Source organism: Arsenophonus apicola (assembly GCF_020268605.1).
GTDB lineage: Bacteria > Pseudomonadota > Gammaproteobacteria > Enterobacterales > Enterobacteriaceae > Arsenophonus > Arsenophonus apicola.
In genome coordinates, this window is sequence record NZ_CP084224.1 from 22,001 (window position 1) to 48,890 (window position 26,890).

The window sequence follows — 26,890 nt, forward strand, 5'->3', positions numbered from 1 at the left end:
AAATAATAATGAAAATAACCCACACGCCGATTAGTTATCCATCTTATTTGAATGAAGACAAAAACAAAACAGAAAAGGATGAGAATAATCCTGCTGACACCCCCTCATCTTATGATGTAGCCCCCGAAAAATCCGATAAAGAAAGCAGAGGGAATACCGGGTTTCACCCTGATTATTTATTGCATCAGCAGCGGCAAAAAGAAAGAATACTCAGTACAGTCGATAATCAGAAAAAAAGAGTAAAACGGGGGGCGGATGACGTTATCGTGGTAAGGGCATCGCCGGTAACCCCCTTAAATCCGTTAAGCGGTTTTTCCAGTCTGGAAAATTTATATCCAACATTTGGTAATCCCGCGTTTGATTATGCTATAAAACAAGAAGCTTTCATGAAGGGGAAGTTAAATGAAGAAGAAAATCATGCCCGCACTTTACTTAAAAAGTCTAATTCATTAGCCATCATCGGTAACTCAGCTCAAATAGCACCGGTTTTGTCTTCTGCTGGTGCCGGCAGTTTGGTATTGACCAACCCTTCAGGCGTTTCGTTACTCAACCAATTTACTAATGCGATAAATACGCTTAACGCATCGGCTTCTCGTCTGTTATCAAGTGCAGCAGCTAACCTTGCGCCATTAAGTGCGGCAGCGGACACTGCCGCGATGGCGGTATCAAGATGATTTGTGGTGGCCTCTATTCTTTATCCACCTAAAGCGGGAGAAGGCAGTGATTTAGCACAAGGCAAAACCCTTGACCAGTTCCTTTCTCTTTCTGTTCCTGCAAAAACAATTGGCCTTAACGATGCACCCTGAAAAACAACAGGTGGTGATACTTAACACCGGTAACAACCAACCTGTCAAAAACCCTATTGTCAGGGTTTATCCTAACCTTATTCCGCCTGATGTCGAAACACCGGTCACCGTGCCTCCCCTTGAAAACGGTTATCAACCCCTTTATGTGATGTTTAATAACCCTTGCTACCTGCCTGGAGTGGTGACAGGTAACGGAAAGGTAATAACTGGAATTTGGTTAGATAAAGCAGGAGAAGAACTTGGCGCGCCAATACCTAGCCAGATAGCTGATAAACTAAGAGGTAAAGAATTTGCCAATTTCGATCAGTTCCGTAAGACTTTTTGGCAAGAGGTAGCTAAAGATCCGGAGTTGAGTGGGCAATTTGACCCTGGTAATTAAGCAACCCTCAAAAATGGAAGATCGCCATTTGTGCGTAAAGTTGAACGCGCTGGGAAAAGAATTAAAGCTGAACTTCATCACATAAATCCTATAAAAAATAATGGAGCTGTCTATGATGTAGATAATCTTAGTGTAGTAACCCCTAAACGACATTTAGAAATCCATTCCAAAACAAGAGATAAATAATATGACTAATAAGATTATTTCTGATTATACAGAAAAAGAGTTTCTTAAATTCGTCAGAGGTATTTATAACGACATTTATCCAACAGAGGAAGATCATATTAACGCTGTTATGGAGTTTGAGAGACTATCTGAACATCCTTCTGGATCTGATTTGTTATATTACCCAGAAAAAGGTAATGAAGGTCCCGAAGATGTAGTTGGAATAATAAAAGAATGGCGCGCCAAAAACGGTAAACCAGGGTTCAAGCCTGAATAAAGACACTAGGATTAAAATCCTTCAACCCAGTTATAAACATAAATTTACCTCTTCCTTGTAATAAAGAAGAGGTCTGTTAGTTCTAATTCATTATTCATTTTAAGGGATGCAACGTTCTTGTCCATTTTCATCAATGCAACAAACTTTCCCAGGTTTGTAAGTACAACGAGGATTTGCTGGGTCAATACCATTATTAGGATTTGATATAGAAAAAAAACTTGTTCCGATAAAACATATGGTTACAAATACTTTGCATAATTTGTTCATATAATTCTCTTATAAATAAAATTTAAATCCGATTTTAATATTAGTTTATAAATTTAATATTTACATAACATCTGTATGAATGAAGTAAAAGTTTTCTCCTCAAAAAGGAAAATATCGGGGTTTAGGGAGCAACGGAACAGTAAACGCCGTTAAGCGGTCATTTTAAATAGCCAAAAATTAACCAGCCAATTTAAATCGCAGATTGCCATTCTTAGCCACCTCTTTTACGATAGCCAAATTACCTATACTCATGGCTACCGTAAATGAAAATTGCTCGCATCTATGAAAGGGTCAGCATATCAGAGCAGGATCTGACACGTCAGGCTGACATCGAAAAAACGGCCATTGCCAGTGGTTTTTATAATTCATAGAGTTAGCTAGAATGGTTAATAAATGTACTTAGCGTACGTTTTCGTACGATTGGGCTTCAGACCCCACAATTATCTGAAACTGTTTAAAGAGCGGTAATCACTTAATGTTTTTTCTTAAAAAATTGTTTTTTTAATCTGTTTCTTTATTATTCACTTATTTTTGGTCTACAATGTTCATTCCCATTCTCATCCAAACAGCATATTTTTCCCATTTTTACATAACAGTCTGGATAATAATTATGTGACCATGAGCTCGTTGCGTAGCTGATATTAATAATAACAAAAGAAAGGATCGAAATTTTTTGTATTAAGCTCATAATTATTAACCTTTACATTAAGTTAAACTAAAATAAATTACGTTTAAAATATAAATATAATTAATAACATTATTTTTAAAATTTGCAAATATTTTTGAAATTATTGATGGGTTAAGTAATAGTTATTATTCTATCACTATTGCTTAATAAGTCCTCTATTTTGTCCATTTGAGAACAATTAAAAAGGCTCTTAATTGCTTGGTTTTCTAAATAGAACCTAAATATATTAATTAATAAGTCAAACTCTTTTCATTTGAATTTATATAAATTGTCATTTCACCATATAGACCATCATTGATATCATTTGATAATTTTTTAACATTTAAAACTAATTTTCTCCCATTCATATTTTTGTAATAATCATCTTCCTTATTATTAATTCTGTTAATCTCTCTGCTGGATAATATTTGCTTTTATAGACTTCTATATTCATATCTTCTGGAAAATATAATTGACTTACTAATACCTCCTCTTTTTTTTCTAAACACTCAGTGATAGTAAAATGAATATGTGTAGCCCTTCCAGCGTAGAAGCCTGGATAAATAGTAGTAAACCTAACAAAACCAGAGGAATCTGTTAACTGAGAACCTCTTAGAAAATTTTTTTCATCTGTTCTTGGAACACTACCAATATCATCGCTCATTACTTCTAAATTTGGATTGATGAAATCCCAACCTGAGTAGTGTCCTTCTGAATTACAATGCCATATATTTACACATAAATTTTTAACTGGTTTACAGTTTTTTGAAACATCTACAACTTTAAATTTTATTAATAATGGTATTCCTTCTTGTGAGTCTATTATATGCCTTCTAACTAGAGTTAAATTTCTATAATATGGTCCAGGGATTTGCTTGGGTGTTTTTTTACAGAATAGATTATCATCAAAAGTATAGTTTTTATTCAAGACAGCATAAGAACTTTTTATATAAGCTAAAAAGGATGAAAAACCAATCGCCGTCATGATATATTTTAAAAATAATCTTCTTGATTTCATAGTTTAAGCTCTCCTACTTAAAGTTTCACTTATTTATGTAACAATAGAATTAAAAATAAGTTATTTCAAAAAAGCTATAATTATCTAAATATTTATAGCTTTTTAATAAAAGACTTTTGAAATAAATTTCCGAAATTTTTAGTTCAATTCCTATTAGAGTAAATAATTGATAATGTTATTCTCATTATTTTAATAATTGAATTAAATAGGACTACACATTATTTATTCTATTTTTAGATTACTTATTGATTTATAATAAAATTAAACCTATTTTTTAACTTTATAATTATATTTCATAATAGAAAATTATGAGCTATAATAAAAGTGACATTATTTACTTTTAATTGTCACTGAGGTGTATCATGAGTGTTAGAAATAAAAATAATGAGTTAACCAATAAAGCTAAATGTGCAACAGAAAAAACCAAAGATTACTTAAAAGATAAAGTAAGTTCGGCTAAAAATAAATTTCATAAAAGGTAGATGAAAAATTAATATAATTTATATTATTAAATTTTTAAAAATAAAAACTGACTATAAAATCTTTATAGTCTTTTTTTTCAATTTATTTATTAGGATATTGATCGGATAGCTATCTCTGATTTGTTAGGTTGCTGTGCAGAACAACATTTAAATAGCGTAAATCGGGCACAAATTGCCCACAAATCTTTCGACTAAAATCACCTGCTATCATTTAATAGACGCAAGTCGGATTTATGTTAGGTTAATTTTGTAAGTATATAATAGAGGGATATCGATGAACATAAAAAATATTTTATTCTTATTAACTTTTTTAAGCTTTTCTTTATTTGCAGAACCTTTGCATCTCAGTGTTTATAATCCGCAAGAAAATGGAATTTTTCCTGTGTCTTCAACTTTAGTTAGTGGACCTACGGAAGCAATTTTATTTGATGCGCAATTTAATACGAAAGATGGTGAAAAACTTGTCGAGTTAATCAAAAATAGCAGAAAAGTCCTTAAACAAATTATTATTACTTCAGGTGATCCTGATTTCTATTTTGGCCTTGCCCCCCTAGCTAAAGCTTTTCCAGAAGCAAAAGTTGTTGCTTCACCTAAAGTGGTCGAACATATTCTTGCTACTAAAGATGCTAAGTTAAAATATTGGTCACCTAAAATTAGAGACGGAGCACCAAAAAAACTGATTGTTCCTCAAGTTACAGCGGAAACCATATTTACAGTAGATGGTGAGCCATTAGAATTACATCATTCAAATAAATCTTCCGCTTACGTTTGGATACCTGCCAATAAAGCTATTTTAGGCGGCACTAGTATTTCATCAGGTATACATGTATGGACAGCAGATAATCAAACAATTGATAGTAGAAACTCTTGGGTTAATACCCTTAAAGAAATGGAAAATCTTAAACCTCTAACAGTAATACCTGGTCACTACCTCGGTGAAAGGCCAAAAGGAGACCTGGCAATAAAATTCACCATTGATTATTTGGAAAAATTTGAAAAAGCATTAGAAAATCATAAAGATTCTAATGATGTCATAAAAACTATGGTGGCTGCTTATCCTCAACTTGCCGAAAAAAGCTCGTTAGAACTTAGCGCGAAAGTGAATACTGGTGAAGTTAAATGGTAATTCTTATTTACTATTAATCTATGCACTTTAATGTTTTAATAAAGTATTTTTATTATTTGAGGTTCTGGTGTAGAACCTCTATTTGTTGCAAGAAGATTAAGGTATCGAAAACGGTGGTGACAAGATGTCGACTTTCGTTTTCCGCCATTTACCCTGTTTTGTGTGTTTTTACTGCCATTATTAGTTTTATCAAAACTCGCTATTTTTGGGTATCATTAACTTAATTGTCAATTACTTATCCAACTACCTTTCAATGGTTTTGATAATGTTGCTAATACCGCAATAAGAGTTATTTCAATTGATATAGACCAACAAACATGCCCGATGAATTCACTTAAAACTTCGAATTTATTCAAATTCCACAACCATCCATTTTTACCATTCAAGTATATAGGGTGTCTAAAACCTAACGCAGGTATAAGTATTCCGTGCATAACTAATGTTATTATTAATCCATAAACTGCTCCATACCAAAGTCTTATTTTTGGAAATAGCCCTGATATATACACTGTAGTGGTCAATTAAATTTGGCCACCGTCCCTGAATGACTGTTGACGGAACAGTCGTTCTGATTGATTTGGCGTTAATCCACCGTTATACCAATGTGGTCTTACATCGCTATAGTAGTGGGTTATGTAGCGAATAATGGCTGACTGAGCGACACTAAAACTTGGGTAACCCGTTGTCGGCACCCATTCGGTCTTCAGACTACGGAAAAATCCCTCCATTAGGCTATTATCCCAACAATTTCCTCGGCGTCTCAGGCTTTGGGTTATCTGATAACGCCATAATACCTGCCTATATTGACGACTGGTATAATGGCTTCCCTGGTCACTATGAAACACAACCTGTCTGGGATGACCACGCCGCTCACAAGCCATTTGCAGGGCTCTGGTTGTTAATTGTGAATCGGGTGAAAATGACATTGCCAACCAACAGGTTTTCGGGCAAACAAATCCAATACTACCGCCAGATATGCCCATCGTTCCCCTGTCCAAATATAGGTTACATCTCCACACCAGACCTGGTCTGGTCTGGTCCGGCGACAGCAAATTCTCTGTTAAGAAGGTTTGGAATATCAATGCGCTCATCGCCTCCACGCTTGTATTGATGTTTTCGTGTTTGGCAACTAACAAGGTTTAACTCTTTCATTAGTTTACCGGCCAGCCAACGACCCAGTTTAACCCCGAATGTATTGGTAACCATCGTGGCGATACTCCTTGCGCCAGCGGACCCACCACTGATGTTCCAGGCTTCGCTGACCAGGCTACGCTTTACTGTCCGTTCAGCATCTGGCGATTTCGGTTGAGACCAATAACGATAACTGCTTCGGTGAATACGAAAAAGACGACATAATGTTTTTACCGGATAACGCGCGCTTAGCATATTAACTACCGAGAATTTTTCAGTGAGTCCGACATTAAGAGCGCAGTAGCCTTTTTTAAGATGTCATTCTCCATTTCTAGGCGTTGAATTCTTTTCTTCATTGACATGAACTCAACGTTTTCCGGCGTTACTGGCAGACCAAGCGAGGATTTTCCATTGTGCTCTAAACGAAGGGCTTTTACCCATCGGCGTATAGCTGAAAGACTTACATTCATCGCTTTCGCTGCTTCTTGGTGGGTGTAATTTTGCTCATTTTGGCACCTATGAAAATTATGAGGCAAGCATATCACCTCTACTTAGGTGGCCAAATTCATTATGCCACTACACTTTATTTTAAGGTTTATTTGGATCAAACAAATGATTATTCTTAACTGCCTCAACATTCTCTGTGCCTGCTAAAATCATCACTGTCTCAAGCTCTTCGTTTAGGTGTTGGAATACACTGTAAACTCCATCAGCTCCTCCTAATGCCAAGCCATATAACGCGGGTCTGCCTATAGCGACAATATCAGCGCCATTAGCTAATGCTTTAAAAACATGACTTCCTCTTCTTACGCCGCTATCAAAAATAATAGGAACTCTTTTTTGAACAACTTTAGCGATATGTGGTAGCATGTTGAATGTCGACGGCGCGCCATCTAATTGGCGACCACCATGATTAGAGACCCAAATGCCATCTGCCCTGGCATCTATAGCTATTTTTGCTGCTTCTGGTGATTCAATACCTTTGACAATAACAGGAAGTCCGCTAATTTTTTTTATGTAACTAATATCTTCGGCGGAAAATCCCAATTTTCTCATTGCCCTGGCTTCACTTTGCGTAACAGTCTTACCAGCATAAAATTCTGTAACATTTGGTGTTTTGACAGAGTATTCATAATTATTTCTAATATCTGCTTCACGATTACCTGGCACTCCAGAATCAATAGTAAGAATAATAGCTTTTGCTCCAGCTTTTTTAGCTTTTTTTATAATATATTCATTGAAGTTATTATCTTTACTCATATATAACTGGAAGAAAAAAGGCGCGTTAGGCGCACTTTCGGCAATTTTCTCGATAGGCACACTCGAATAAGTGCTAATTGACATTATTGTGCCTGCTTTTCTAGTTCCTTTAATAGTATCTTTATCTGCTTCTTGATGAACTAACCCATGCGCTGCCATTGGCGCCAATATTATTGGGCTAGCCAAATCAATACCGAATAGTTTAGTTTTTAGAGCAACTTCATTTAACCCAGTTAAACCATTTGGGATAATATTTTTTCTATTAAATGATTCGGTATTGTCCCTTAAGGTAATCTCATCTTCCGAACCCCCTTTAACATATCCTAAAGCGCCTATGCTAAGTTTTTCAGCGGCTTCTTTTTCTAATTCATATAAATTGATTATTTTAATTTTCTTTTCTGATGAACTTATTGTTTTAAGGGGTTCTGCTTTAATAGTAAGATTACAGCATAAAACCAAGAAACCAAGCAATAACACTTTGATAAAAGCATTCATAAATTATTTCCTTTAAATTATTCGTTAAGTAATTTTGTCGCTTCTTCTTCAAATTGTTTTTGGATTTTTGCAGGTAGCCTTTTTAATACCTCCTGTTGAAATTGATAGGCGTTTGCATAACGCTCAATTCTTTCATTATTTTTTTGGCTTTCATAAAATAATACACCCAACATTGTAGTGGCAGCAGGATGACGACTTTCGCCGCCTGCCCTTTGCCCCGTTTTTGTGTTCAGGGGCAGCATTGATACACTTGTATCCCCAAATAGGGGATTTCTTGTAGTTTAAAGTTTCCCTGCGGCACTCAGCGCTGCATGGAGCGTTTTAAATGGTAACATTAAGGTTGACTTGGCATCCAATAATGGAATGGCTCCATAACTGGCATACCACTGTGCAACACGTTCATTTTTGGCATCAATCACTAAGGCAACTCCACCAACCTGAGTAGCAACCAATAAGCACCTTCTTCCAGCGGCCAGCAATAGCTGACCGCCTAGCCCGAGCCCCTGAACTGAAAAGTCTACAGCTAGACGACCAAGTCGAAAGACTGGCACATCATGTCGAGCCAGACCGCGTTTAATCACCTCAGGGACATCCTCATAAGCAATGGAAGCTGGACTTAGGCAGTAGTAGCCCAATATTTTTTCATTGTGTTCGTTAACAGCAAGATAGGTTTTTGCTCCACCTTTTTCATGATTTTGCCTGGCGTGACGATATAGAAACTGATTCAACACCTCATTTCCACAGTTGAAATCACCCCGATTATGTTTTTTTCCTATTGGCTCCTCGTGCCAGATTGGCAGGGTCATGATTTTTTAGGTAAGGCAAATGCTGCAGCCATCAATTTGTCATTAGGTGCCGGAGGATTATCTAAAAGTTCCATAACATGCAAACTGTCTCTTCTGGTCAGATTCAGCCGCTCATTTTCATCGATAATCTTCCGTGCCACTGACAGCACATTGCGGAGTACAAACTCAGTCAAGTTGGTGTGTTGTAAAGCCGCTGCACGTATTAACAACGATTTTTCTTCTGAGGCTATACGTAACGACATACGATCATTATTTTCAACAGGTATTTGAGGCATAGTTAAACCCTCCTTTTTGTGCACTTTAAAAGTGTACATTAAGGTATGTGTGTTTTCAAGGTTTTATGTCAGCGCTGGATTTCCGTATTTTTTCTGGATGAACAGAGAAAGTGCCCAAAAATAACCCTTTTGGCCCCAAAATCGCGTGAACTTGAATAACGGTCAATTGTTAACAAAATGTTATATTCAAAAATTGTATTTTTCCGATGAGAAAACGTGTCTTTTTAAGCCTTTCGCGGTAATTTTTGCCTGAAAGCTAAAATCCAAGTGCCGATAACCACCATTATGTTAAATAGCATCCTATTTTAGCAAATTAAGTGTTGCCGCCTTCCTACCTCCTTTAAGTCCACTTTAAAAACGATTCGTTATAATTACGAGGAACACCTATGTCAAAAATACATCAAAACAGAATAAAAGAAATCGACCGAGGATTTATCGCGTTGGAAGTTCTCGGCGTCCTGGTGATTATGGCCTTGCTCGCGTTGTGGGGTGCTGAAAAATACAGCGAATTTCTGGAAGAACAGGAGTGGATAGTTTCCGCTCGCCATTTCAGCGAGTTTAATGAAGCTGCGAAGCACTATATCGCTGACCATTATGATGAACTGTTAACACAACCAAAATCTACGCTTAATAATGCCCTGCTCATTAAAAAAGGATATCTCCAGAAAGGTTTTTCCGACAAAAACCCCTTTGGTCAACAATACGTCACTGGGATTGTCAGAAACAACCAGAAAAGACCTCCCGCCTTGCAGGCATTAACCTGTAGTGTTAATGGTGAAAATCTAACCGAAAAAGGGATGCGCCGTATCGCCGCTCAAATTAACGGTATGGGTGGGTTTGTGGATGAAAGAAACCTCGCCATCGGGGCTTACGGTGGCTGGATAAGCCAGCCAAAGGATTTTGGCCTTGATTGTCGATTTGGACATATTGCCATAGCCCTATCGTCAGAAATATTGGGTAGCGTGTTGCAGGAAAGCGACCGGCTGTATCGTTTTCAGGTAAAGCACAAGCCTGAGTTAAACCGTATGCACACCCATATCGATATGGGTGGTAACAATCTTAATAATGCCAATGCTGTTAATGCCAAAGAAGGGGTTTTTAGTAAAACCGTCACCGCAAACGGGGATATAAAAAGTCAGGGTGGCTGGCTGGTCACGCAGGATAATAAAGGTTGGATAAATACCAAACATGGGGGCGGATTTTATATGACGGATAAAGAGTGGATACGCGCTGTCAACAACAAAAGTATTTATACTGGAGGACAGTTAAAAGGCGGTACGGTTCGCGCAGAGGGCCGCTTATCAACCGGAGATTTTTTACAGCTCGAGAAAGTCGTCGTTGAAGGTTCGTCCTGTCCAACCAGTGGATTAGTGAGTCGGGATGCTAAAGGGGCAGTTCTTTCCTGTCAAACCGGCAGGTGGACCAAAACGACTGGACTGGGTCCTGTTTCCTATCATAAAACCAATTCAGGTGCTAAAAATATTGGCTCACACGAGTTCTGTGCGATTGCTGGATTTAACTTGCCGGGGCAATATTTTAGCAATGTCGCCTGTCATGTGAAACCAGATGAGCATAAAACTGGATTTTATCGGGTAGCCCGCCGAGTTTTGTGCACTTCCAATGTGAAGCAATTTGCATTAATTAAAAAATTCTACGCATCCTGATTCACCCATATCAATTTATCAACGGGGAAATTAAGTTCTCTGGCAAGATTTAGCAAAGACTCCGTTTCCGCCGTCTCGAGCCTGGGTGTGCGTGAAAGCAGCCATAAATAGTTTCGACTTGGTCCTGCCACCAAGGCATAACGATATTCTGGATGGAGCGCTATCACATGGTAGCCACCATAGAACGGCCAGAAGAAAGAAACTTTCAGTGACCCTTTTTCGGGGAACCTATAAATTTTGCTTTACCTATACTTTTTCGCCATTGATGCAGCTCGGGCAAAATCCCCGATTAATGACTTTCACGCTCCCGTCGGGATTAAGCATGTAATTGGCGGTAACCCGTTCTAAGCCACGCTCAAAACGATTGTCTAGTCGGGCAATTTCGTACCAGAGCCCGAGATATTGATTCAAATCAAAATTTTCTACAGCTTTTACACCCTTTGGCGCCGACACGCTACAAGACAGAGATAGCAAAGAAGATATTAGTAAATAGAGATTTCTCAATATTTTCATGTCTCGTCATCCTTATAAGCATTTTGCATCAAATACGCAATCAGCGTAATTCAAACAAACCAAATAGGAAAGTTGTTATGAAAAAAACCTTTTTATCGGCTGCATGGCTATTACTTGCAGCCAGTTACCCCCTTTCTGCCCAGGAAAAAATTGATTCTGATGACCCGTGTACCGTTGTGTTGTGTATGTACGGAAAATTACAAGGTAACAATCAAAGTGAATGCAATGGCGCTGTGCGTAAATTTTTTCACTTAAAAAATTTGGTCGGCATGGTTTTCGTCCATGGAAAACTTTTGTTAAACGGCGAGATTTTCTTGGCGGATGTCCAACAGCAGATCCGGCTGTTGTCAGCGACATCATGAAACAATTTGGCAAAATGAGAGGTTGAAAAATGAATGGAAAATTCAGTAAATCCGATAAAGAACGCTTTAATACCCGGATTGGCAGGGAAGTTATCCTATGGGACTATTTGAAAACAGATAAAGTGATAGCAGATATTGGCGCAGAAATTACAGTAAAAGATCCTGATTTGTACGACCGCATCAGTAATTATGTACTTTTGCATGGAGAGGATTTGCAAGGCATGTTCAAAGATGAGAAGTACCTGTATATGTCCTGCTTTATTCGTGATGTGCGCGCTTTCAGAAATGAATTTGAGTTAGAAGAACGCCTAAAGCCTCTCTTTAGTCTCGGCAAAGGAGATGCTGATGAATTTGTGATTAGCTTTCCATCGAAATTGAATCCAGCCTAACTATGATAAGGATGATTGAAATGCTACTACATCTTTCGCCACGGTATTACTTACGCTACAGTGATGTGCAACTTGATTTGATTGATGTATCTGTACCCGAATTAAACCTCACATTAAAGGGTGGCGTTGATATTGTTGCCCGTACACCCTACCCAAATAAATGTTATCAAATTGCTTGCCGGAAAAAAGGGCGTAAGGCTATTAACGGTATTTTTATTGAAACCGATAAAAAACTAACCAATTTCACCCAAATAACCCGATGGGCGGTTAACGGAGAAATTGCTACCCACAAAATACACTTTCATATTCTTGACTCAGATTTTGATGCTATCACTTCTGAAATCATGATGTGGAATGCATTTTATGACACCCCGTTTTATCACGAAAAGCGAAATCCATGAAAACTGGCTACCTGCAACTAATCAACCGCGCATGTTGCCGATTCTTGAAAATAAGAAAGAAAGTCAACGAGAACAACAGCGGCTAATTTATAATTTGGTTAGTGATGACGGTTTTATCAATGAAAGAACTGAATTCTTTCCAATACCCACAATTGAATCTCAACGCATTACAGTACCTTTTAAGGGAATCAACGATTCCTTCTCCTGATGATGCGTTCATCGCAAATGTTGCGCCTTATGAATATACGCTGAAACCCACGAGCACCGCGATATCCGAGATAGAAGCTCTGCCTGTAGCGTTGATGAAAAATCAATTAAAAAACAAAAACGATAATGTTAATCATGTTCTTAATGAAATTAATCAACGAGCACCTTATTTCTTCACCAACACCAATGATTTGCTCAATAAAGCTAGGTTATTTTCAACCACGTATTTAACGAGCAATGAAAATGATTTGCGCTTTATTGACGACGAACTGACACAAAGATTTTTCTCCCTTGATTTTATCGAAAATGAAAATCAAGAAATCCAACAAACCAAATAAGAGAGAAAAAAATGAACCTATATATAGCAGAAAAGCCCGCTGTGGCGAAGGATATTGCCAAAGCGCTAGGGGGCAATTTCCAGAAAAAAGACGGCTATCTTGAGTCCGCCGATAATGTTGTGACTTGGTGCTATGGGCATTTGCTTAAATCCATTGAGCCAGAAGCGTATAATTCCACTTATGCGCAGTGGAAAGCCGAAGATTTACCCTTGCAGCTTTACCCGCTGCGCTATGAGCCGATAGCCGGCAAGGAAGGGCATACCCAAACGGTGATTAACCTCATCAAAAGGGCAGATGTGATTGTCCACGCAGGCGATCCAGACGATGAGGGGCAATTGCTGGTCGAAGAGTTACTTGAGTACGCTGGGAATCAAAAACCCGTTAAACGTTTGCTTATTAACGATAACACCGACGCTGCCGTTAAAAAAGGCGCTAGCCCAACTGAAAGACAATCACCAGTTTAAAGGGGTTTACCGCAAGCTTTAGCCCGCGCTGCGGGCGATTTGATTTACGGCTTGAGCATGACGCGCGCCTATACCATCGAGGGACGCAAAAACGGATATCGGGGTGTCTTGTCGGTAGGACGGGTACAAACGCCCATTTTAGGGCTGATAGTGCGCCGCTACCTCGCCAATCAGTCGCACACGCCAAGCTTTTACTACTCACTGGTTGGTGATTTTCTGGTGAACGGTCAACAATTTTCAGCCAACTGGAAGGTCAACGAAAATGCGCCTCAGGACGACAAGAAGCGTCTTACCAGTAAACGTTATGCTGATGACCTCGCCGCAAGATTGCGCTGCAAGGATGCCGATATAAAGGCCGCTGGCGTACAGGAGAAAGAAACCTCGCCGCCACTTCCGTTCAATCTGGTGAGATTGCAGCAGACAATGAACCGTCAGCACAAAATGACAGCCGCAAAACACTGGAAATCACCCAGCAGCTACGAGAGAAATACAAAGCCATCACCTATAACCGTTCTGATTGTTCCTATCTGTCTGATGAGCAGTTTAATGAAGCGCCACAGGTGCTTGAGGCGCTGCAAGGCATTAGCGATTTTAACGGACTTTCACTTGTCACGAGCCAGAAAAGCAAGGCGTTTGACAGTGGCAAGGTCACGGCACATACCGCGATTATCCCGACCGCCAATGTACTGGTATTAACCGCCCTCAGTGAGCATGAACGGCTGGTTTATCTGGCTATCGCGCAACATTATCTCGTGCAGTTCATGCACAACAAGCGTTATCTGGAAGCCTCAGTTGTCGTTGAGGTTGACGGTGAAACCTTTAGCGCACGCGCAACAAAAACGGTGGATGCCGGATTTAGCGCCTTTCTCAAAGGTGACGCGTCTGACGTCAGCGATGAGGTGATGCCGGACAGCGCATTTGAGGTGCTACAGGCATTACGCACGGGACAACGGGGTAATTGTGACGCCGTCACGGTGAATGAGAAGAAAACCACACCACCGCCATTATTCACCGAAGCCACACTACTGGCAGCGCTGGTGCGGGTAGCGGATTTTGTTGAAGATGAAAAATCAAAAACTGCTAAAAGACAAGGATAAAGACAAAAAGGATGAGCACGGCGGCATTGGAACACCAGCCACCCGTTCGGATATGCTGGAAAAACTGAAAAACCGTCAGTTCATCCGTGAAGAAAAAGGCAAACTGCTTCCCACAGAAACTGGCGTGGCCTTTTTCCGTGCACTACCAGAGTCAGCAACCTTGCCCGATATGACCGCACTCTGGTCAGCACAACAAAGCGATATCGAGCAGGGTAATCAAACCGTTGATGAGTTTGTTAATGCACTATTCGACGACTTGCGCCAACTCGTCAATACAGTCAGCGTGGGTGAAATCAAAGGTGAAGTAAAACCCAACAGCGGACAGGTAGAAAGATTAACCACACCCTGCCCCAATTGCGGTAAGGATATTGTGGTGCGTCCCAAACTGTTTGCCTGTACGGGTTGTGACTTTAAAATCTGGGGTACAGTAGCAGAAAAAAAGCTCACCGCTAAACAGGTTGAAACCCTGATTCAGAAAGGGAAAACGGGCATAATTAAAGGTTTTAAAAGCAAAGCAGGGAAAACCTTTGATGCGATGTTGATTTTGCAAGATAAACCCACCGGAAAAGTGGGATTTGAATTTAACCGCACTGTTCCCTGTCGGAAAAGATTTTAAGTTGTTTTCTAATTAAAAAATCCCTTCCTCATCCTTTATTTTCCCTCGCGATTTTTTTGCCTCATTTTCAAAGGATGCTGTTATGTCCAAATTAAAAGATAAAGTGGTCGCTTTTCGTCTGTCTCAGGAAGATTTTGCGCATTTTGAGGAGAAATTGCTCAAATCTCAGATGACAAAATCGGCTTTTTTTCGTGAAGTATTTCTACAGGCTAACGTGAATCTCACCGTGCAATCTTTACCGTCAAAGGAATTACGACACCTCACGTTCCTCTACAACAAAGCCAGCAACAACCTGAATCAAATCGCCCATCAGGTCAATATTGCTCATCTCACCCAAAAAGTCTCTGAACGCCTTTACCGTCAGGTGAATAACGGGCTGATTGATATCAGGGAACTGCTGTTATCAGGGGTGCACGATGTTAATTAGAGTAAAAGGTTACAACGATGGCGGTAAGGAATATCTTGAAGAAGGCAAAAAAAACGGGCGGGATTTGACGCGCGAGGAATTGGATGATCGCGTTATTCTTTATGGGGATCTGGATTTAACGCAAATGATTTATCGCCAGATCCCCGATAAGGGGCAGGAACGTTACGTCTCTTTTACTCTTTCTTTTCGTGAAGAATATGTGGCTAATGAAACTTTACTCGCCATCACACAAGAGTTTAAAGATTTTCTGATGTACGCCTATGAAGAAGAAGAATACAATTTTTATGCCGAGGCGCATATTCCGAAAATCAAATTTTTGCCCGACCAAAAGACCGGCAAAATGATTGAAAGAAAGCCGCATATTCATATTCTGGTTCCCCGAAAAATCTGTTATCCGGCAGGGAAATGAATCCTAGTGGATGGTGTGATTCCCATGTTTCCTATTTTGAAGCCTTTCAGGAATACATTAACCAGAAATACCAGCTTCAATCCCCACGTGAACATGTGCGCATCAATCCTACCAATGCCGCGGAGGTGCTATCGCGTTACAAAGGTGATGATTTTCTGAGTAAAAACCGCGATTTTAAAAAGAGACTCGTCACTGAGATTGTCGATAAAGCGATACATACCCGCCACGATTTTTATAACCTGGTTGCTGATTATGGCGACACGCGCATTCGCAATAAAGGCAAAGAGAACGAATACATTGCCGTTAAATTGCCAGGGATACCAAGTTTACCAATTTAAAAGAAACCATCTTCCTGGATGATTTTATTGTCCGTCGCGAACTGAAAAACCTCACTGGATAAACAGGTTATCCAGGAGCGGTTAATGTGCTGGCCACAGCGCGCGAAAGAAATCAAATATGTCAGTAAAGCCTCATCCAAATTCATCAAACTTTACCAGTCTGCCACGCCGGCAGAGAAACGATTATTACTGGCGAAACGGCAAATTGACTTTTACGAAAAATATAGGGGGCAGCATGAGTTACACCCTGCCAAACGGCAAAACGATCACCAGCGAAGTCTTGCTGAAACTCAAACAGGATGCATTACCGCATTTGCCGATGGCCTGCAAAGTGTGTCCGGCGGCCATGTGGCAGCTCACCGGCACGGTCTCACAGCCGAGCATACGGTGTTTTTGCCGGGTGATGCACACTTTCACGTGGGACAGTCAACATCAGGACGAAGTGCTGGATTGCGATCTGATTTATCAGGGGCAGGAAGGAGAAGAAAATATACCGATGCAGACTGGTTTACCCGCATTCCTAGTCTCACCGAATCCCTCGAGCGAGCCGGATATCGAATCAGGGCAGGAATAGGAGGCGTCGACGCCGTCTCGCTGACACTTCCCCCTTATGCCCTAAATTGTCATGCAGTCGCCACCTTTGAACAGATACAACAGCGTGGCGAGCGTCTGTTCCAGCAGAAAAATGGTCAGAAAAAATCAACAGTGGTTTCATCTGTTCGTCGGGTTATGCCAAAAACAAACAAAAATGCTTCCCATGTCGCCGCCTATTTTTTACGTCGCGCAACAGAAAACCGGATTGAACCGGCTCATCGTTACGCAATCCATGCCATCGACAATCAATTTTTCACTGTTCGGCGGACCATCATGCGGGATGCGCGTTTAACGCGCAAAGAAAAAAGTCAATTCCTGTCAGTATTAACATTCGAACGCCTGAAAGCGCATCATGCCATCAGGCACCCTAATCTACCTTTTGAAATGGAGAAACCCGATATGAACAGTAAAACTGTTCGTCAATTAATTCCCTCATCCCGTACGCCGGATAATTCAATTAGCGGCGCTGTACCTGATGACAGGGCCATGCCGGCGAAATCGCGCTTTGAATTGTTTATTCGGCATTTACAGGCGCAATTAGAGCGAAAAAGCGCAGATAATGAGAAACGCACAATCTCGGCGTTCGATCTTTACACCAAGCGAGCAAAGCTAAGTAAAAACGTACATTTTCTGGATAAAAAAACCGATCTCACCCTGTTTGTTGATACGGGTAATGCCATCACGGTGAGAAAAGCCGCCATGACCGATTCAGCACTCATGGTTGCCCTGACACTTGCCAAAGAAAAGTTTGGCAGCACCTTAACGATTAAGGGGAGTCAGAAATTTAAAGACCAAATAATTGAGGTGGTAGCTAAAAACAATCTGGATATTCATTTCACGGACAAGGGGATGAATCAGCAACTGGCAGCCAGAAAAGCAGAACTGGCGATTGAAAAAACAGGTCAACGGATTGAGCGGCCAAACAATACTGCTGATACAGAAAAAACAACGCCCGAGAATCAAAAAGCAGCGTCAGATGAGCCAGAAAAGGCAACACAATCAGACTCAACAGACAAGCTGAATGTTTTTGAAGGCTATCTGGTTGAACACGGCGCAGCCCCCTTTAAATTTAAACCCGACATGAGCAAACCGGAAGAAAAACGCAATGACAGTTATTTTGTTAAATTGCAACTTGATGATGGCAGCGTCAAGACCTTGTGGGGTGTTGGGCTGGAAGATGCCGTTGCGGGCCTTGAAACGAATGAGCCAATTCGGCTTGAAGATAAAGGCGTTACCCCGGTTAAGTGGACAGAAACGCAAGCCGATGGCAAGTCGGTGAACAAATCCGGTGAACGCCGCATTTGGCAAGCCACTCCTATCGATAGACACCATGAAAATGAAACCGAAACACCGCAATCGGACGCCGATTATGACGGGCCAGAGGTGGCCTGATCGTCGCCATTTTTCTGACAGAAAAATTAACTAGTTTTTGTCTGGGGTTTCAAAGGGGGGACCCCTTTGGCACGGTCGATTTTACAGTGGGCTTTCGCCCATTGTAAACATCGGTGACGTGCCTCTGGTTTCTTACTACAAGACATGAAGTTAGCAGATAAACAGCATTTATATAGCTAAATAATAGCAATAAGAACCGTTTTGATAGCAAAATATCACCAACTATTTACCATTAAGATAGCAATAAAATAGCGTATGGTTAGCAATTAATCGATGGCACTGACGTTTTCATGCCTATAATACTTAAATTGATTAAGTACGAGGTGGAATGATGACAAAAGATGAACTGGTAGAGAAAGTAAAACCGTTTGCCGTTGAGATGGTCAATACGCTCGCAAGTAAGCAGCATGTCTTTAATAAATATTTATCTACCATTATCGATTGCAAAAATGAGGGCGTCCCCAACAAATTAATCGTTGATGCAATCAATCTGCATTTAAATCAGAATACAAAAATAACCCTTCAATATTTTAAAAATCTTCTCTTCCGTTCTGGTTACAAAAAACACCCAAAATCTCCATTGATTAAGGATGAAATATCAAATAAAAATCCCAAAAGATTTGGAAATTTCCAAATACCGGAAGAGAAAACCTTTAAGCACAATCCGCAATCAGATAACGAACTTTTCACAAAGGAATAATAATGAACACAAAAGCTGAAAAAATGACAAATGAAAAAACCGACACCCTTGACAATCATTCGATTCATTTTGTTCTACAAGGAAAAGGCGGTATCGGAAAATCATTGATATCGTCTTCACTGTCGCAATATTTCAAATCAAAATTTGGCGCGGTAAAACCCTTTGATACCGACCAGGAAAATACAACCCTGCTTCATTACAAATCGCTTGAGGTTGAACACATCCCCTTAATGAACCAGTCGAGAGTGATCGACGCAAAAAATTTCGATGTGTTGATGGAAAAACTGATTGGATCCGATGAATGCTGTGTGATTGATAATGGTGCAAATACCTTTTCACCCCTTCTTGCTTATTTAATTGAAAATGACGGTTTTGAGATACTGCGAGAGAGCGGGAAAAAAGTCTATATTCATACCGTGATTGGGGGTGGCGACACATTGGTTGATACCGCGACTGGCTTCAATTCGATTGCAGAAGGGGTAACCAATACGCCGATTATTTTGTGGCTTAACGAACACTTCGGCGCGTTATCATTACCCACCGGTGAAAAACTCGAAGAATTGAAAGTCTACAAAAAGAATGAAAACCGGTTAGCGGGAATTATTGTTCTACACCATAGAAATCATCAAACCTTTGGGGATGATATCAAACGCATGAATGCCAATCGGTTGACGCTCACCGAAGTATTACAATCCCCAACATTTAGTCTGATGGAAAAACAACGGTTAAAAACAGTATTTAATGCTATTTTCCACCAACTCGATACCATCAACTGGTAGTTTGTTAAGAACATAAAATAGCAGGCAAAAAAATGAATGATGAACAGCGACAAAAAATAGCCATCAAAATCTATGAGTCCACGGGCGTGATGTATGACAAAAACGATCCGGTTTTTGCACTCGCGTTAATTAACGCCGAAATCAACAAAATGCTCATCTCGGATTTAGAGGATAAACATCAATGTTTAATTAACGCAATTGAAGAATTGCCGACAAAGATTGAAGCCTCATTGGAAAAGTTGATTGCCGGATTAGAAGAGGCAGAAAAAAGTTACACAGAAATCGACGTTAAACACCGCAATATACTTAACAACCAGCTGGATGAAACAAAACTTGAGATCCGCTGTGCAATCAAAAATGAAATTACAGGTGGGATATCTGAAGCCATCAGTCATGCCAAAAAGCAACTCAATCAACTGGAAAATCAGGTAGAAGATGTTTCGACAAACTGCAGTTTTGTTAACGACAAAAGTTGGATAGCTATTATTATCATTTCAACGGCGCTCATTATTTCCATCTGTTTCAATGCGATTGCTTACATTTTTAGATAACTTTGCCATCACCGGCATTAACCATTTTTAAATTCCGCTTCCTCAACGATATTGTTCGCTGCTCGCAAGCTGCGCTGCGCCTCAATATCGTCTGCGGGGAGCGGACTAAGTTGAATTTCTATGCGAAAAAAATGCGCTTTTCTTATTCTTTTGTTTTGCTAATTTTTCTGGACGTGTTGTTAATGTCATCGATGGTGATACTGTTTTCGTCCTCACGGAAGGCAAACGGGTCAAAGTGCGCCTCATTGGTATTGATGCGCCTGAGTTAGGTCAACCCTTTGGAAGACGCTCAAAACAAAACCTGCTTCACCTGAGCGCGAAAAAGCAGGCTGAAGTGATGACAGAAAAACAGGATAGGTTTGGACGTTGGTTAGGCACATTAATCATTGCAGGCAAAAACATCAATACCGAACAGGTTAGATCCGGCTTGGCGTGGGCATATCGGTACCATGGGAAGGCGACTAATTTCCGGTTTTTGGCTCTCGAGAAAAAGGCACGGCAAGCGAATATTGGGCTGTGGTCATCGAAAAGTCCCATCGAGCCATGGATGTGGCGCAAGCAGAAATCCGATAAAAAATCAGATTAAGGGGTTGTGGAAATGGGTTTCTTTAACATTTAACAATAGCAGTCTGATTAATATCAGTCGTCCACTTCTGTGATAGGTATTGCCTTTTCATTTGCCAGGGATATTTTTTCTCTGCATTACCTTTACCTGCAAATCCAATTTGTGCCAGTGAAGAGCGATTAATCTCATCAATAAGTTGCATCAATATATCGCTATTTTTATAGGGTTTTTCTGTTTCAAAAAGGGAAAGCTGCTTCACACCAGAATCGTAAAAATCACTCAACATAACACCACTTTTACTGTATTCAATATCTGCTACCCAAATGTTATCTAATATATTGGTAGCAGCTTTTATGATATCTCGACTATCTTGAGTTGGGTAAGTGAGTTTTTGTGAGCCATAGCGATAAAAACCGCCGGTTTTTTTTGAGAATCGACTGCTTTGAATAGACACATTGATTAATTTGCAAAACTGCTTTTCTTCTCTTAATTTTTCGGCGGCGCGCTCTGCGCGGGCGCAGACACTTTGCCTAACAAAATCGAAATTAGTAATTTTATTACCAAATGAACGAGAACAGATTATCTGTTTTTTTGGGTTTTGTTGCTCTTCTAATGTTAAGCATGAAATACCGTTTAACTCTCTGACCGTTCTTTCCAAAACAACAGAGTGAAATTTTCTAGCCTCATCTGGCGGCAAGCGACTCAAATCTAACGCGGTATTAATATTAAGCAACTGGAGTTTTTTTGATAATTTTCGACCAATTCCCCAGACTTCAGCGACAGGAACAAGAGACATCAATTTTTGTTGTCTGTCCTTTAAACTTAAATCAACAACCCCCCCGGTTTTTTGCCATTGTTTTGCTGCAAAATTAGCTAGTTTAGCTAACGTCTTTGTTGTGGATATCCCTACCCCAACGGGAAGATGACAACGTTTCATTATTTCCTTTTGAAGGTAAAACCCAAATTCGGTCAAATCGTATGTAGAACTTACTCCAGATAAATCACAAAACGCTTCGTCAATTGAATAAATTTCCAGTTTAGGCACCAAAAAAGCCAATACTTCCATAACTCGCATACTCATGTCAGCGTAATATGTATAATTTGATGAAAAAACCGCAACGTTATTCTCTTTTACAAAAGATTCTATTTCAAACCAGGGTGCGCCCATTCGAATATGTTTTCTGGCATTTCTGGAGCGTGCGATGACACAACCATCATTATTTGATAGCACAACAACCGGCTTACCTTTTAATTCCGGCCTAAATACTTGCTCACAGGAGGCATAAAAACTATTCACATCGACTAACGCAAACATAAAATTTTTTACACTTATTGGCAATAAATAGCATATTCAGTGGGTGCAAGAAGCCATTCTAAACAACAGCTCTTCCACTGTATATTAAAGCAGTATAATATAACATGATTAGCAATCATTACCACTTTTTATTTCAAAAAAACATCTTTAAAGGCGTAAGTTGAAGGCTTTAAAACTAAATGATATAAACTAACGTTCTAAAAATTAAGGGAAAAATTTGATGGAAATCAGTAAAAACCAATCCACTAAACTAGAAGGTGATGAAGAAAAAAAACTAAAGACGATAAACTCCCGCATTCCCAATTTACCGGGTGTCTATTTTTTTTTCGGTGAAAATGAGTTTTTGCCAATCTATATTGGGAAAAGTATAAATCTTAAAAAAAGAGTCCTATCCCACTTTTATACAAGGAATATCAGATTAATAAATCAACTTAAATATATTCACTGGCAAACCACGGCAGGTGAAATAGGCGCCCTGTTACTCGAGGCTAGATTAATTAAACAATATCACCCCATCTTTAATAAGCGCTTAAGGAAACACCGGGAACTTTGTGCTTTTCAGGTTACAAACAAAAAAATTAATATTGTGTATGCGAAAGAAATTGACTTTTCGAAAGCAGAAAATCTATACGGTTTGTATAAAAATCGGTTTACAGCTTTAGAAAAGCTTAAATCCATTGCAGATGAAAATCATCTCTGTTATTGCAAACTAGGTCTCGAGAAGACGAGAGCATCTGGCTGCTTTCGCCTTCAGCTCGGCTTATGTCACGGAGTTTGTATTAACAAAGAAAGTCAAGAACATCATCACAGTAGGGTTTTACGCGCGTTTAAACAACATAAGTTAGCAGTTTGGCCTTACAAGGGCGCCATTGGTATTACGGAAAAAGGGGTTCAACAAACGCAAATTCATATCGTGAATAATTGGGTTTATTTGGGTTCGGTTGAAAATCTCAATGAAACATTAACATTTAATCATGCAATGGATAAATTTGACCGTGATATGTATAAGATTTTGTGTCGCTATTTATCAAAGAAGAATATCACTATCATTCCTTTGTGATAAATCTTTATTTTTTATCCAAACGTTGTCTTAATTTAAGATAAAGTACCTCTGCCATTTCATGCAACTCTTCGCACTCATCTGCACAGTCATCCAGATTAAGCTGATTGAGCTTATCCAAGAGGATTAAGGTTTGACTTTTGATAAAGCCCGCCATATTTAAGGTAGAGAGTTCTTGTTTTGTCATCGTTTGTTAAAGCGTTCAGTAATAGATTTGATATAAGGTTATTCTATACGATGATAAGGTTTTTTTCTTTTCCTTCGCTGTCTATCAATCGCATGGAGTTTGGCAATACCGCTAAGCATATCAGGAACGATTTCGGTTTTTTGGCCATGAAGATGATTACCTAATCCTCCCCAACGTTGAATAAGCAATAAATCACCAAATAAATCATAACAGAGTTCCGCTTCATACCAGCGTGCATCATTTTCCCAACGCCAAACTAACCTAACCATCAACAGGTTGTTGAAACGATTTATTAAGTCTGACCAGACGCTGTAGATTATCCTCAACATCCGCCTGGGTAACCTCGCCTGCCACCTGACCGTCTTTGTCATAACGACTAGCGCTTAAGTGGATAAGGGCGCGATAATTAGCGTGGTGTCCAATACTGCCTAAACAGGCTCTTAAACGCCTTCTGGTTATCGGTAAGCACTTTTCCTTCACTTCTTGCCACATATCCTGCTGAATACCAATTTTCATCGGTCTCAGCTGATGTTCAGGAAACAGGGCTGGCCAAAAGAGGCTGATTTGGGAAATCGCCTCCGCTAACGGCAACCGTTTTTTAGGTTGTTGAGGCGGTTTTGGGATTTTAATCTTAACAACAGGTTGAGACTTTTCAACCCGCTTTTGGGTCACTGGCTTAACAGGCTTTTGTGGTTTAGGTTTTTTCACCTGTTTTTTGGGCGCAGAATTCACCCAGACCTTTTTTCGGTACACGGGTGAGGATTTAGGTGTCGTTTCTTCAGAAACCCGTCTAGGGCGATTGAGGCTTAATTTCTGCCGCTCGGTCATTTTAGTCTTTAAACAGGTTTTTTAACTCAGAATCCGTAAGGCTTGTGAATTTCATCACCGATTGTCTGTCCATGCCGCTTTCCAGCATTTGCCGAGCAATCTTTAGCGAGGCCTGTTTTTCGCCTTCCAGCTTGCCTTTCTGGATGCCTTTCTGGATGCCTTCTTGCATTCCTTCCAGTTTGCCTTTTTGTATTCCTTCTTGAATACCCTCTTGTCTTAATCCTTGAGCGATGTTCATCAGTGCCTCCTCATGCTTCTCTGACTGTTTGGCTATCTCTTTGATTAACTTTGCTGGCTGTTCTGCATTACCTTCCTGTATGAGGTAATTAAACAACGTTATCACCTGATTATCGGAGTAATAATTATACGATAATAATTGAACAATTTCACTCAAAAGCTCGGTCATATCCCGTCTGCGAATGTGCTTTTGAATGAGCTCAAGCAAAGCCAATCGTTTGTGCTGCATGATTTCACCATCATTAAGTGTGGTGACATCCACTAACTTAAACGGTTTGGTATAAATCTTTTCGGCAATATCCCGCCCACTAAAACAGTCGAACCAATCTGTACTATAGGGATAAGGACTTTTCTCACCCGTGTAAAAGAGGATAGGAAATACCAAAGGTAATTTTTTGTGGCCCGCCTCTAAATGTTTTTGCATTGCAGCCATGCTATAACGCATCAGTCGCCATGCCATCAGCTTATCGGGTGTAGACTGCTGCTCAATCAGGAGATAGAAATAGCCTTTTCCTTTTTCTGTTTTAACGGAGTACAAAATATCACTCTGGTAATTTTTCATCTCACTATCGATAAATGAGCCGGATTCCAATTTAAGGCTATTTAAATCACAAAGTGATTTAATCTCATCCGGTAGCCAGATAGTAAAGAAATCTTTTGCCGTCTCTTTTTCACTTAAAAACTGCTTAAATAGACTATCGTGGGGCGTTGGGGTGAATTTTTTACTCATGATATTAATCTAATGAATGTTGGACGTTATTCCCTTAAAAAAGACCAGCGGATAGCTGGCCAACACCAGGGAAAATATTGCCGTTGATTAACGGACAACGCCATAATAATAACATGGCATACTTAAGTCGTTATCGAATATTTCCAGAATACTAAACATTTATCCACTTTACAGAAGATTTCAAATTTTGTTCACTAATTGCAATTTTAGAGTTGAATTATGGTAAAAACAGATTAAATTTGAAGGTGGAAATGTTTTCAAGCAAGATATCAAACATGAGTTAATCTAGCTTCGTAAGTCACCCCTATCAGGTCTCCGGTAGGGGTGTTTTTTAATTAATGGTATTGGAATTAGTGTTTATAAAAATTTTTCCGGTTGTCATGCTTTCGCAAATCTCTTCAAAATCATTAACATCAACAACATATATTGAGTCTGAATTTTTAGGAACAAAATAAAAATTTTTTGGTTTTATGGAAATTTTTTCAGATTTTTTGTACTCAAAATCGCCAACTTCTAAAAACGTTGAAATTCCGTTATCAATGCAATAATCGGCTGCTTCATCGTAGGTATTGAAGAATTTTGAAGAACTTTGATTATTAATATCAAAAACTAAAAAAGACTTAACTCCCAATGCGTTATTTGTTTTGTTCATTTAACCGCATCTTTTAACTTTTGACCCGCTTTAAAACTCGGTATGTTGGTACCCGCAATTTTAATTGCCTTGCCTGTTTGTGGGTTGTGTCCTTTTCTTTCTGCTCTTTGTTTAACCTGAAAACTGCCAAAGCCAACGAGCTGTACGCTGTTACCCGATTTCAAAGACTCGGTGATGGTTTCTGCGAAGGCATTAACCACCTTCTCTGCATCCTTCTTGGCTAATCCTGATTTTTCACTCACTTTGTTGATGAGTTCTGTTTTATTCATGTTGCACCTAAATGAATAGATTACGTTAATCCTAGTTATGCTAGCGGTAGTGACACAATTGTGCAATGGTTGACTGTTAATTAACTTAAAAATCTATTTGAAAAATTAATCCCAAACGCTCGCCGCAGCCAAGTGACCGAGCAACGCGAGCGAACGGGTGAGGAAGCGGAATATCACCCAATCGTACAAAGAAATTAGGTCACTGCTTGGTTAAATAATCATCAAATGAAAATATCTAAGACCAATGAACATCTTGAAGTGGTTATACCACTTTAGTCAAAAAGTTATCCACAGAGAATGGGGAAAAATTTCCGGTTAAATATAGTTATGTATAAGTTAAATAAGTTAAAGGGGAAAAATATACTGTAATAGTATGATTTTTTTTTAAAAAAAATCATGACTTGTATCTAAATCCCGATATAATGTATCTAAATCCCGATATAATGTATCTAAATCCCGATATAATGTATCTAAATCCCGATATTGTTTATTGGTTATCAACAAAAATACTTTAGTGATTAGATATAAAATTTATTAGTTTTAATGGAAATGTATCTAAATCCCGATATAATGTATCTAAATCCCGACTTTTTTGTTTTTTTTTTATGTATCTAAATCCCGAAAGCAAGTCTACTGAATGCTGATAACACTC

The 26,890-nt window shown here is 39.4% G+C and carries 32 protein-coding genes and 6 pseudogenes; 23 read left to right on the top strand and 15 right to left on the bottom strand.

The window, feature by feature from the left end; all coding sequences use genetic code 11:
- Positions 1-8 precede the first annotated feature (8 nt).
- The 5 genes and pseudogenes from LDL57_RS16280 to LDL57_RS16300 form a co-directional block, all read left to right on the top strand.
- Positions 9-674 (top strand): hypothetical protein, encoded by a 666-nt coding sequence (locus LDL57_RS16280; RefSeq protein ID WP_225507850.1) that lies wholly within the window; start codon positions 9-11, stop codon positions 672-674.
- 3 nt (positions 675-677) lie between these two features.
- Entirely contained in the window at positions 678-806 is a 129-nt protein-coding gene (locus tag LDL57_RS17865) for a hypothetical protein (protein ID WP_255653931.1), read from the top strand.
- A 148-nt stretch (positions 807-954) separates the two neighbouring features.
- A pseudogene (locus LDL57_RS18225) lies at positions 955-1,371 on the top strand (HNH endonuclease signature motif containing protein).
- A 1-nt stretch (position 1,372) separates the two neighbouring features.
- Positions 1,373-1,627, top strand: a complete 255-nt coding sequence (locus LDL57_RS16295; protein WP_225507842.1) for a bacteriocin immunity protein — start codon at positions 1,373-1,375, stop codon at positions 1,625-1,627.
- A gap of 530 nt (positions 1,628-2,157) precedes the next feature.
- Positions 2,158-2,256 (top strand): annotated as a pseudogene (locus LDL57_RS16300) (recombinase family protein); the annotation flags it as partial.
- Between the two features lie 669 nt (positions 2,257-2,925).
- Here LDL57_RS16300 and LDL57_RS16305 read toward each other — a convergent pair.
- A complete protein-coding gene (locus LDL57_RS16305; protein ID WP_225507854.1) occupies positions 2,926-3,579 on the bottom strand; it encodes a dioxygenase family protein in 654 nt (217 codons plus the stop codon).
- A 756-nt stretch (positions 3,580-4,335) separates the two neighbouring features.
- Between LDL57_RS16305 and LDL57_RS16310 the strand changes: the two genes are divergently transcribed.
- The gene (locus LDL57_RS16310) at positions 4,336-5,187 is read left to right on the top strand and encodes a Vmh family MBL fold metallo-hydrolase (protein WP_225507856.1); all 852 of its coding nucleotides are present in this window, start codon (positions 4,336-4,338) and stop codon (positions 5,185-5,187) included.
- 227 nt (positions 5,188-5,414) lie between these two features.
- Here the strand turns inward: LDL57_RS16310 and LDL57_RS16315 are convergent.
- From LDL57_RS16315 to LDL57_RS16340, 6 genes and pseudogenes are all read right to left on the bottom strand, one after another.
- Positions 5,415-5,681 (bottom strand): annotated as a pseudogene (locus LDL57_RS16315) (DUF1440 domain-containing protein); the annotation flags it as partial.
- 27 nt (positions 5,682-5,708) lie between these two features.
- Positions 5,709-6,863: pseudogene (locus LDL57_RS16320) on the bottom strand (IS3 family transposase).
- A gap of 43 nt (positions 6,864-6,906) precedes the next feature.
- Positions 6,907-8,073 (bottom strand): alpha-hydroxy-acid oxidizing protein, encoded by a 1,167-nt coding sequence (locus LDL57_RS16325; protein WP_225507858.1) that lies wholly within the window; start codon positions 8,071-8,073, stop codon positions 6,907-6,909.
- 17 nt (positions 8,074-8,090) lie between these two features.
- Positions 8,091-8,315, bottom strand: a complete 225-nt coding sequence (locus LDL57_RS16330; protein WP_225507758.1) for a hypothetical protein — start codon at positions 8,313-8,315, stop codon at positions 8,091-8,093.
- Between the two features lie 39 nt (positions 8,316-8,354).
- Positions 8,355-8,879 (bottom strand): GNAT family N-acetyltransferase, encoded by a 525-nt coding sequence (locus LDL57_RS16335; RefSeq protein ID WP_225507760.1) that lies wholly within the window; start codon positions 8,877-8,879, stop codon positions 8,355-8,357.
- On the bottom strand, positions 8,876-9,154 hold the full coding sequence (locus LDL57_RS16340) for a type II toxin-antitoxin system TacA family antitoxin (protein ID WP_225507762.1): 279 nt from the start codon (positions 9,152-9,154) through the stop codon (positions 8,876-8,878). Before LDL57_RS16340 ends, LDL57_RS16335 begins: the two co-directional genes overlap by 4 nt.
- Positions 9,155-9,540: 386 nt before the next feature.
- On the opposite strand from LDL57_RS16340, the gene pilV reads away from it, so the two are divergent.
- Positions 9,541-10,818, top strand: a complete 1,278-nt coding sequence (gene pilV, locus LDL57_RS16345; RefSeq protein ID WP_225507764.1) for a shufflon system plasmid conjugative transfer pilus tip adhesin PilV — start codon at positions 9,541-9,543, stop codon at positions 10,816-10,818.
- On the opposite strand, the pseudogene LDL57_RS16350 reads toward pilV, so the two are convergent.
- Positions 10,806-11,331, bottom strand: a pseudogene (locus LDL57_RS16350) (lipocalin family protein). The gene pilV and the pseudogene LDL57_RS16350 sit on opposite strands and share 13 nt — an antisense overlap.
- 77 nt (positions 11,332-11,408) lie before the next feature.
- On the opposite strand from LDL57_RS16350, the gene LDL57_RS16355 reads away from it, so the two are divergent.
- The 15 genes and pseudogenes from LDL57_RS16355 to LDL57_RS16420 all read left to right on the top strand — a co-directional run bounded on the left by LDL57_RS16355 (position 11,409) and on the right by LDL57_RS16420 (position 20,981).
- Positions 11,409-11,693: a hypothetical protein gene (locus LDL57_RS16355; protein ID WP_225507766.1), complete on the top strand. Its 285-nt coding sequence runs from the start codon at positions 11,409-11,411 to the stop codon at positions 11,691-11,693.
- Positions 11,694-11,722: 29 nt separating this feature from the next.
- The gene (locus tag LDL57_RS16360) at positions 11,723-12,082 is read left to right on the top strand and encodes a hypothetical protein (RefSeq protein ID WP_180559738.1); all 360 of its coding nucleotides are present in this window, start codon (positions 11,723-11,725) and stop codon (positions 12,080-12,082) included.
- A 20-nt stretch (positions 12,083-12,102) separates the two neighbouring features.
- Positions 12,103-12,483 carry a DUF6012 family protein gene (locus LDL57_RS17870; RefSeq protein ID WP_255653930.1) on the top strand — a complete coding sequence of 127 codons (381 nt, stop codon included), beginning with the start codon at positions 12,103-12,105 and terminating at the stop codon, positions 12,481-12,483.
- Positions 12,446-12,691 carry a DUF6012 family protein gene (locus tag LDL57_RS18230; RefSeq protein ID WP_375141965.1) on the top strand — a complete coding sequence of 82 codons (246 nt, stop codon included), beginning with the start codon at positions 12,446-12,448 and terminating at the stop codon, positions 12,689-12,691. Before LDL57_RS17870 ends, LDL57_RS18230 begins: the two co-directional genes overlap by 38 nt.
- Positions 12,603-13,028, top strand: a complete 426-nt coding sequence (locus tag LDL57_RS16370; protein WP_225507870.1) for a hypothetical protein — start codon at positions 12,603-12,605, stop codon at positions 13,026-13,028. The genes LDL57_RS18230 and LDL57_RS16370 overlap by 89 nt, the downstream gene beginning before the upstream one ends.
- 11 nt (positions 13,029-13,039) lie before the next feature.
- Positions 13,040-15,205, top strand: a pseudogene (locus LDL57_RS16375) (type IA DNA topoisomerase).
- Positions 15,206-15,287: 82 nt separating this feature from the next.
- Positions 15,288-15,632, top strand: a complete 345-nt coding sequence (locus tag LDL57_RS16380) for a plasmid mobilization protein (RefSeq protein ID WP_180558369.1) — start codon at positions 15,288-15,290, stop codon at positions 15,630-15,632.
- Positions 15,622-16,041 carry a relaxase gene (locus LDL57_RS16385; RefSeq protein WP_225507768.1) on the top strand — a complete coding sequence of 140 codons (420 nt, stop codon included), beginning with the start codon at positions 15,622-15,624 and terminating at the stop codon, positions 16,039-16,041. The genes LDL57_RS16380 and LDL57_RS16385 overlap by 11 nt, the downstream gene beginning before the upstream one ends.
- Positions 16,038-16,379, top strand: a complete 342-nt coding sequence (locus tag LDL57_RS16390) for a hypothetical protein (protein ID WP_225507770.1) — start codon at positions 16,038-16,040, stop codon at positions 16,377-16,379. Before LDL57_RS16385 ends, LDL57_RS16390 begins: the two co-directional genes overlap by 4 nt.
- Before the next feature lie 235 nt (positions 16,380-16,614).
- Positions 16,615-16,953, top strand: coding sequence for a hypothetical protein (locus LDL57_RS16395; protein WP_375141966.1), 339 nt, complete (start codon positions 16,615-16,617; stop codon positions 16,951-16,953).
- Positions 16,954-17,459: 506 nt separating this feature from the next.
- Complete coding sequence (locus tag LDL57_RS16400) at positions 17,460-18,365, top strand: LPD7 domain-containing protein (RefSeq protein ID WP_225507866.1); 906 nt, start codon at positions 17,460-17,462, stop codon at positions 18,363-18,365.
- A 328-nt stretch (positions 18,366-18,693) separates the two neighbouring features.
- The gene (locus LDL57_RS16405) at positions 18,694-19,065 is read left to right on the top strand and encodes a hypothetical protein (protein ID WP_180558371.1); all 372 of its coding nucleotides are present in this window, start codon (positions 18,694-18,696) and stop codon (positions 19,063-19,065) included.
- A gap of 2 nt (positions 19,066-19,067) precedes the next feature.
- Positions 19,068-19,844: a nucleotide-binding protein gene (locus tag LDL57_RS16410; RefSeq protein WP_225507772.1), complete on the top strand. Its 777-nt coding sequence runs from the start codon at positions 19,068-19,070 to the stop codon at positions 19,842-19,844.
- Between the two features lie 32 nt (positions 19,845-19,876).
- Positions 19,877-20,395 carry a conjugal transfer transcriptional regulator TraM gene (gene traM, locus LDL57_RS16415; protein WP_225507774.1) on the top strand — a complete coding sequence of 173 codons (519 nt, stop codon included), beginning with the start codon at positions 19,877-19,879 and terminating at the stop codon, positions 20,393-20,395.
- Between the two features lie 235 nt (positions 20,396-20,630).
- A complete protein-coding gene (locus LDL57_RS16420) occupies positions 20,631-20,981 on the top strand; it encodes a thermonuclease family protein (RefSeq protein ID WP_310740195.1) in 351 nt (116 codons plus the stop codon).
- A gap of 22 nt (positions 20,982-21,003) precedes the next feature.
- Here the strand turns inward: LDL57_RS16420 and umuC are convergent, their stop codons facing one another.
- Positions 21,004-22,275 (bottom strand): translesion error-prone DNA polymerase V subunit UmuC, encoded by a 1,272-nt coding sequence (umuC, locus tag LDL57_RS16425; protein ID WP_225507776.1) that lies wholly within the window; start codon positions 22,273-22,275, stop codon positions 21,004-21,006.
- A gap of 220 nt (positions 22,276-22,495) precedes the next feature.
- Here umuC and LDL57_RS16430 point away from each other — a divergent pair, with 220 nt between their 5' ends.
- On the top strand, positions 22,496-23,335 hold the full coding sequence (locus tag LDL57_RS16430; protein WP_180559731.1) for a GIY-YIG nuclease family protein: 840 nt from the start codon (positions 22,496-22,498) through the stop codon (positions 23,333-23,335).
- 7 nt (positions 23,336-23,342) lie between these two features.
- Here LDL57_RS16430 and LDL57_RS16435 read toward each other — a convergent pair whose 3' ends face one another.
- The 6 genes from LDL57_RS16435 to LDL57_RS16460 all read right to left on the bottom strand — a co-directional run bounded on the left by LDL57_RS16435 (position 23,343) and on the right by LDL57_RS16460 (position 26,238).
- Entirely contained in the window at positions 23,343-23,522 is a 180-nt protein-coding gene (locus tag LDL57_RS16435) for a Rop family plasmid primer RNA-binding protein (protein ID WP_180559732.1), read from the bottom strand.
- 38 nt (positions 23,523-23,560) lie between these two features.
- Positions 23,561-23,791, bottom strand: a complete 231-nt coding sequence (locus LDL57_RS16440) for a hypothetical protein (RefSeq protein WP_180559733.1) — start codon at positions 23,789-23,791, stop codon at positions 23,561-23,563.
- Entirely contained in the window at positions 23,784-24,350 is a 567-nt protein-coding gene (locus tag LDL57_RS16445) for a ProQ/FINO family protein (RefSeq protein ID WP_225507778.1), read from the bottom strand. Before LDL57_RS16445 ends, LDL57_RS16440 begins: the two co-directional genes overlap by 8 nt.
- Before the next feature lies 1 nt (position 24,351).
- Positions 24,352-25,317, bottom strand: coding sequence for an Rpn family recombination-promoting nuclease/putative transposase (locus tag LDL57_RS16450; protein ID WP_225507779.1), 966 nt, complete (start codon positions 25,315-25,317; stop codon positions 24,352-24,354).
- Between the two features lie 331 nt (positions 25,318-25,648).
- Complete coding sequence (locus tag LDL57_RS16455) at positions 25,649-25,969, bottom strand: hypothetical protein (protein WP_225507782.1); 321 nt, start codon at positions 25,967-25,969, stop codon at positions 25,649-25,651.
- Complete coding sequence (locus LDL57_RS16460) at positions 25,966-26,238, bottom strand: HU family DNA-binding protein (RefSeq protein WP_225507784.1); 273 nt, start codon at positions 26,236-26,238, stop codon at positions 25,966-25,968. The genes LDL57_RS16455 and LDL57_RS16460 overlap by 4 nt, the downstream gene beginning before the upstream one ends.
- Positions 26,239-26,890 lie beyond the last annotated feature (652 nt).

What these genes read in the sequence shown, in the direction of transcription:
- LDL57_RS16280 (WP_225507850.1), top strand. Translation starts at nt 9, where the DNA reads ATGAAAATAACCCACACGCCGATTAGTTATCCATCTTATTTGAATGAA.
- LDL57_RS16295 (WP_225507842.1), top strand. Translation starts at nt 1,373, where the DNA reads ATGACTAATAAGATTATTTCTGATTATACAGAAAAAGAGTTTCTTAAA.
- LDL57_RS16305 (WP_225507854.1), bottom strand. Translation starts at nt 3,579, where the DNA reads ATGAAATCAAGAAGATTATTTTTAAAATATATCATGACGGCGATTGGT.
- LDL57_RS16310 (WP_225507856.1), top strand. Translation starts at nt 4,336, where the DNA reads ATGAACATAAAAAATATTTTATTCTTATTAACTTTTTTAAGCTTTTCT.
- LDL57_RS16325 (WP_225507858.1), bottom strand. Translation starts at nt 8,073, where the DNA reads ATGAATGCTTTTATCAAAGTGTTATTGCTTGGTTTCTTGGTTTTATGC.
- LDL57_RS16330 (WP_225507758.1), bottom strand. Translation starts at nt 8,315, where the DNA reads ATGCTGCCCCTGAACACAAAAACGGGGCAAAGGGCAGGCGGCGAAAGT.
- LDL57_RS16335 (WP_225507760.1), bottom strand. Translation starts at nt 8,879, where the DNA reads ATGACCCTGCCAATCTGGCACGAGGAGCCAATAGGAAAAAAACATAAT.
- LDL57_RS16340 (WP_225507762.1), bottom strand. Translation starts at nt 9,154, where the DNA reads ATGCCTCAAATACCTGTTGAAAATAATGATCGTATGTCGTTACGTATA.
- pilV (WP_225507764.1), top strand. Translation starts at nt 9,541, where the DNA reads ATGTCAAAAATACATCAAAACAGAATAAAAGAAATCGACCGAGGATTT.
- LDL57_RS16355 (WP_225507766.1), top strand. Translation starts at nt 11,409, where the DNA reads ATGAAAAAAACCTTTTTATCGGCTGCATGGCTATTACTTGCAGCCAGT.
- LDL57_RS16360 (WP_180559738.1), top strand. Translation starts at nt 11,723, where the DNA reads ATGAATGGAAAATTCAGTAAATCCGATAAAGAACGCTTTAATACCCGG.
- LDL57_RS17870 (WP_255653930.1), top strand. Translation starts at nt 12,103, where the DNA reads ATGCTACTACATCTTTCGCCACGGTATTACTTACGCTACAGTGATGTG.
- LDL57_RS18230 (WP_375141965.1), top strand. Translation starts at nt 12,446, where the DNA reads ATGACACCCCGTTTTATCACGAAAAGCGAAATCCATGAAAACTGGCTA.
- LDL57_RS16370 (WP_225507870.1), top strand. Translation starts at nt 12,603, where the DNA reads ATGAAAGAACTGAATTCTTTCCAATACCCACAATTGAATCTCAACGCA.
- LDL57_RS16380 (WP_180558369.1), top strand. Translation starts at nt 15,288, where the DNA reads ATGTCCAAATTAAAAGATAAAGTGGTCGCTTTTCGTCTGTCTCAGGAA.
- LDL57_RS16385 (WP_225507768.1), top strand. Translation starts at nt 15,622, where the DNA reads ATGTTAATTAGAGTAAAAGGTTACAACGATGGCGGTAAGGAATATCTT.
- LDL57_RS16390 (WP_225507770.1), top strand. Translation starts at nt 16,038, where the DNA reads ATGAATCCTAGTGGATGGTGTGATTCCCATGTTTCCTATTTTGAAGCC.
- LDL57_RS16395 (WP_375141966.1), top strand. Translation starts at nt 16,615, where the DNA reads ATGAGTTACACCCTGCCAAACGGCAAAACGATCACCAGCGAAGTCTTG.
- LDL57_RS16400 (WP_225507866.1), top strand. Translation starts at nt 17,460, where the DNA reads ATGCCGGCGAAATCGCGCTTTGAATTGTTTATTCGGCATTTACAGGCG.
- LDL57_RS16405 (WP_180558371.1), top strand. Translation starts at nt 18,694, where the DNA reads ATGATGACAAAAGATGAACTGGTAGAGAAAGTAAAACCGTTTGCCGTT.
- LDL57_RS16410 (WP_225507772.1), top strand. Translation starts at nt 19,068, where the DNA reads ATGAACACAAAAGCTGAAAAAATGACAAATGAAAAAACCGACACCCTT.
- traM (WP_225507774.1), top strand. Translation starts at nt 19,877, where the DNA reads ATGAATGATGAACAGCGACAAAAAATAGCCATCAAAATCTATGAGTCC.
- umuC (WP_225507776.1), bottom strand. Translation starts at nt 22,275, where the DNA reads ATGTTTGCGTTAGTCGATGTGAATAGTTTTTATGCCTCCTGTGAGCAA.
- LDL57_RS16430 (WP_180559731.1), top strand. Translation starts at nt 22,496, where the DNA reads ATGGAAATCAGTAAAAACCAATCCACTAAACTAGAAGGTGATGAAGAA.
- LDL57_RS16435 (WP_180559732.1), bottom strand. Translation starts at nt 23,522, where the DNA reads ATGACAAAACAAGAACTCTCTACCTTAAATATGGCGGGCTTTATCAAA.
- LDL57_RS16440 (WP_180559733.1), bottom strand. Translation starts at nt 23,791, where the DNA reads ATGGTTAGGTTAGTTTGGCGTTGGGAAAATGATGCACGCTGGTATGAA.
- LDL57_RS16445 (WP_225507778.1), bottom strand. Translation starts at nt 24,350, where the DNA reads ATGACCGAGCGGCAGAAATTAAGCCTCAATCGCCCTAGACGGGTTTCT.
- LDL57_RS16450 (WP_225507779.1), bottom strand. Translation starts at nt 25,317, where the DNA reads ATGAGTAAAAAATTCACCCCAACGCCCCACGATAGTCTATTTAAGCAG.
- LDL57_RS16455 (WP_225507782.1), bottom strand. Translation starts at nt 25,969, where the DNA reads ATGAACAAAACAAATAACGCATTGGGAGTTAAGTCTTTTTTAGTTTTT.
- LDL57_RS16460 (WP_225507784.1), bottom strand. Translation starts at nt 26,238, where the DNA reads ATGAATAAAACAGAACTCATCAACAAAGTGAGTGAAAAATCAGGATTA.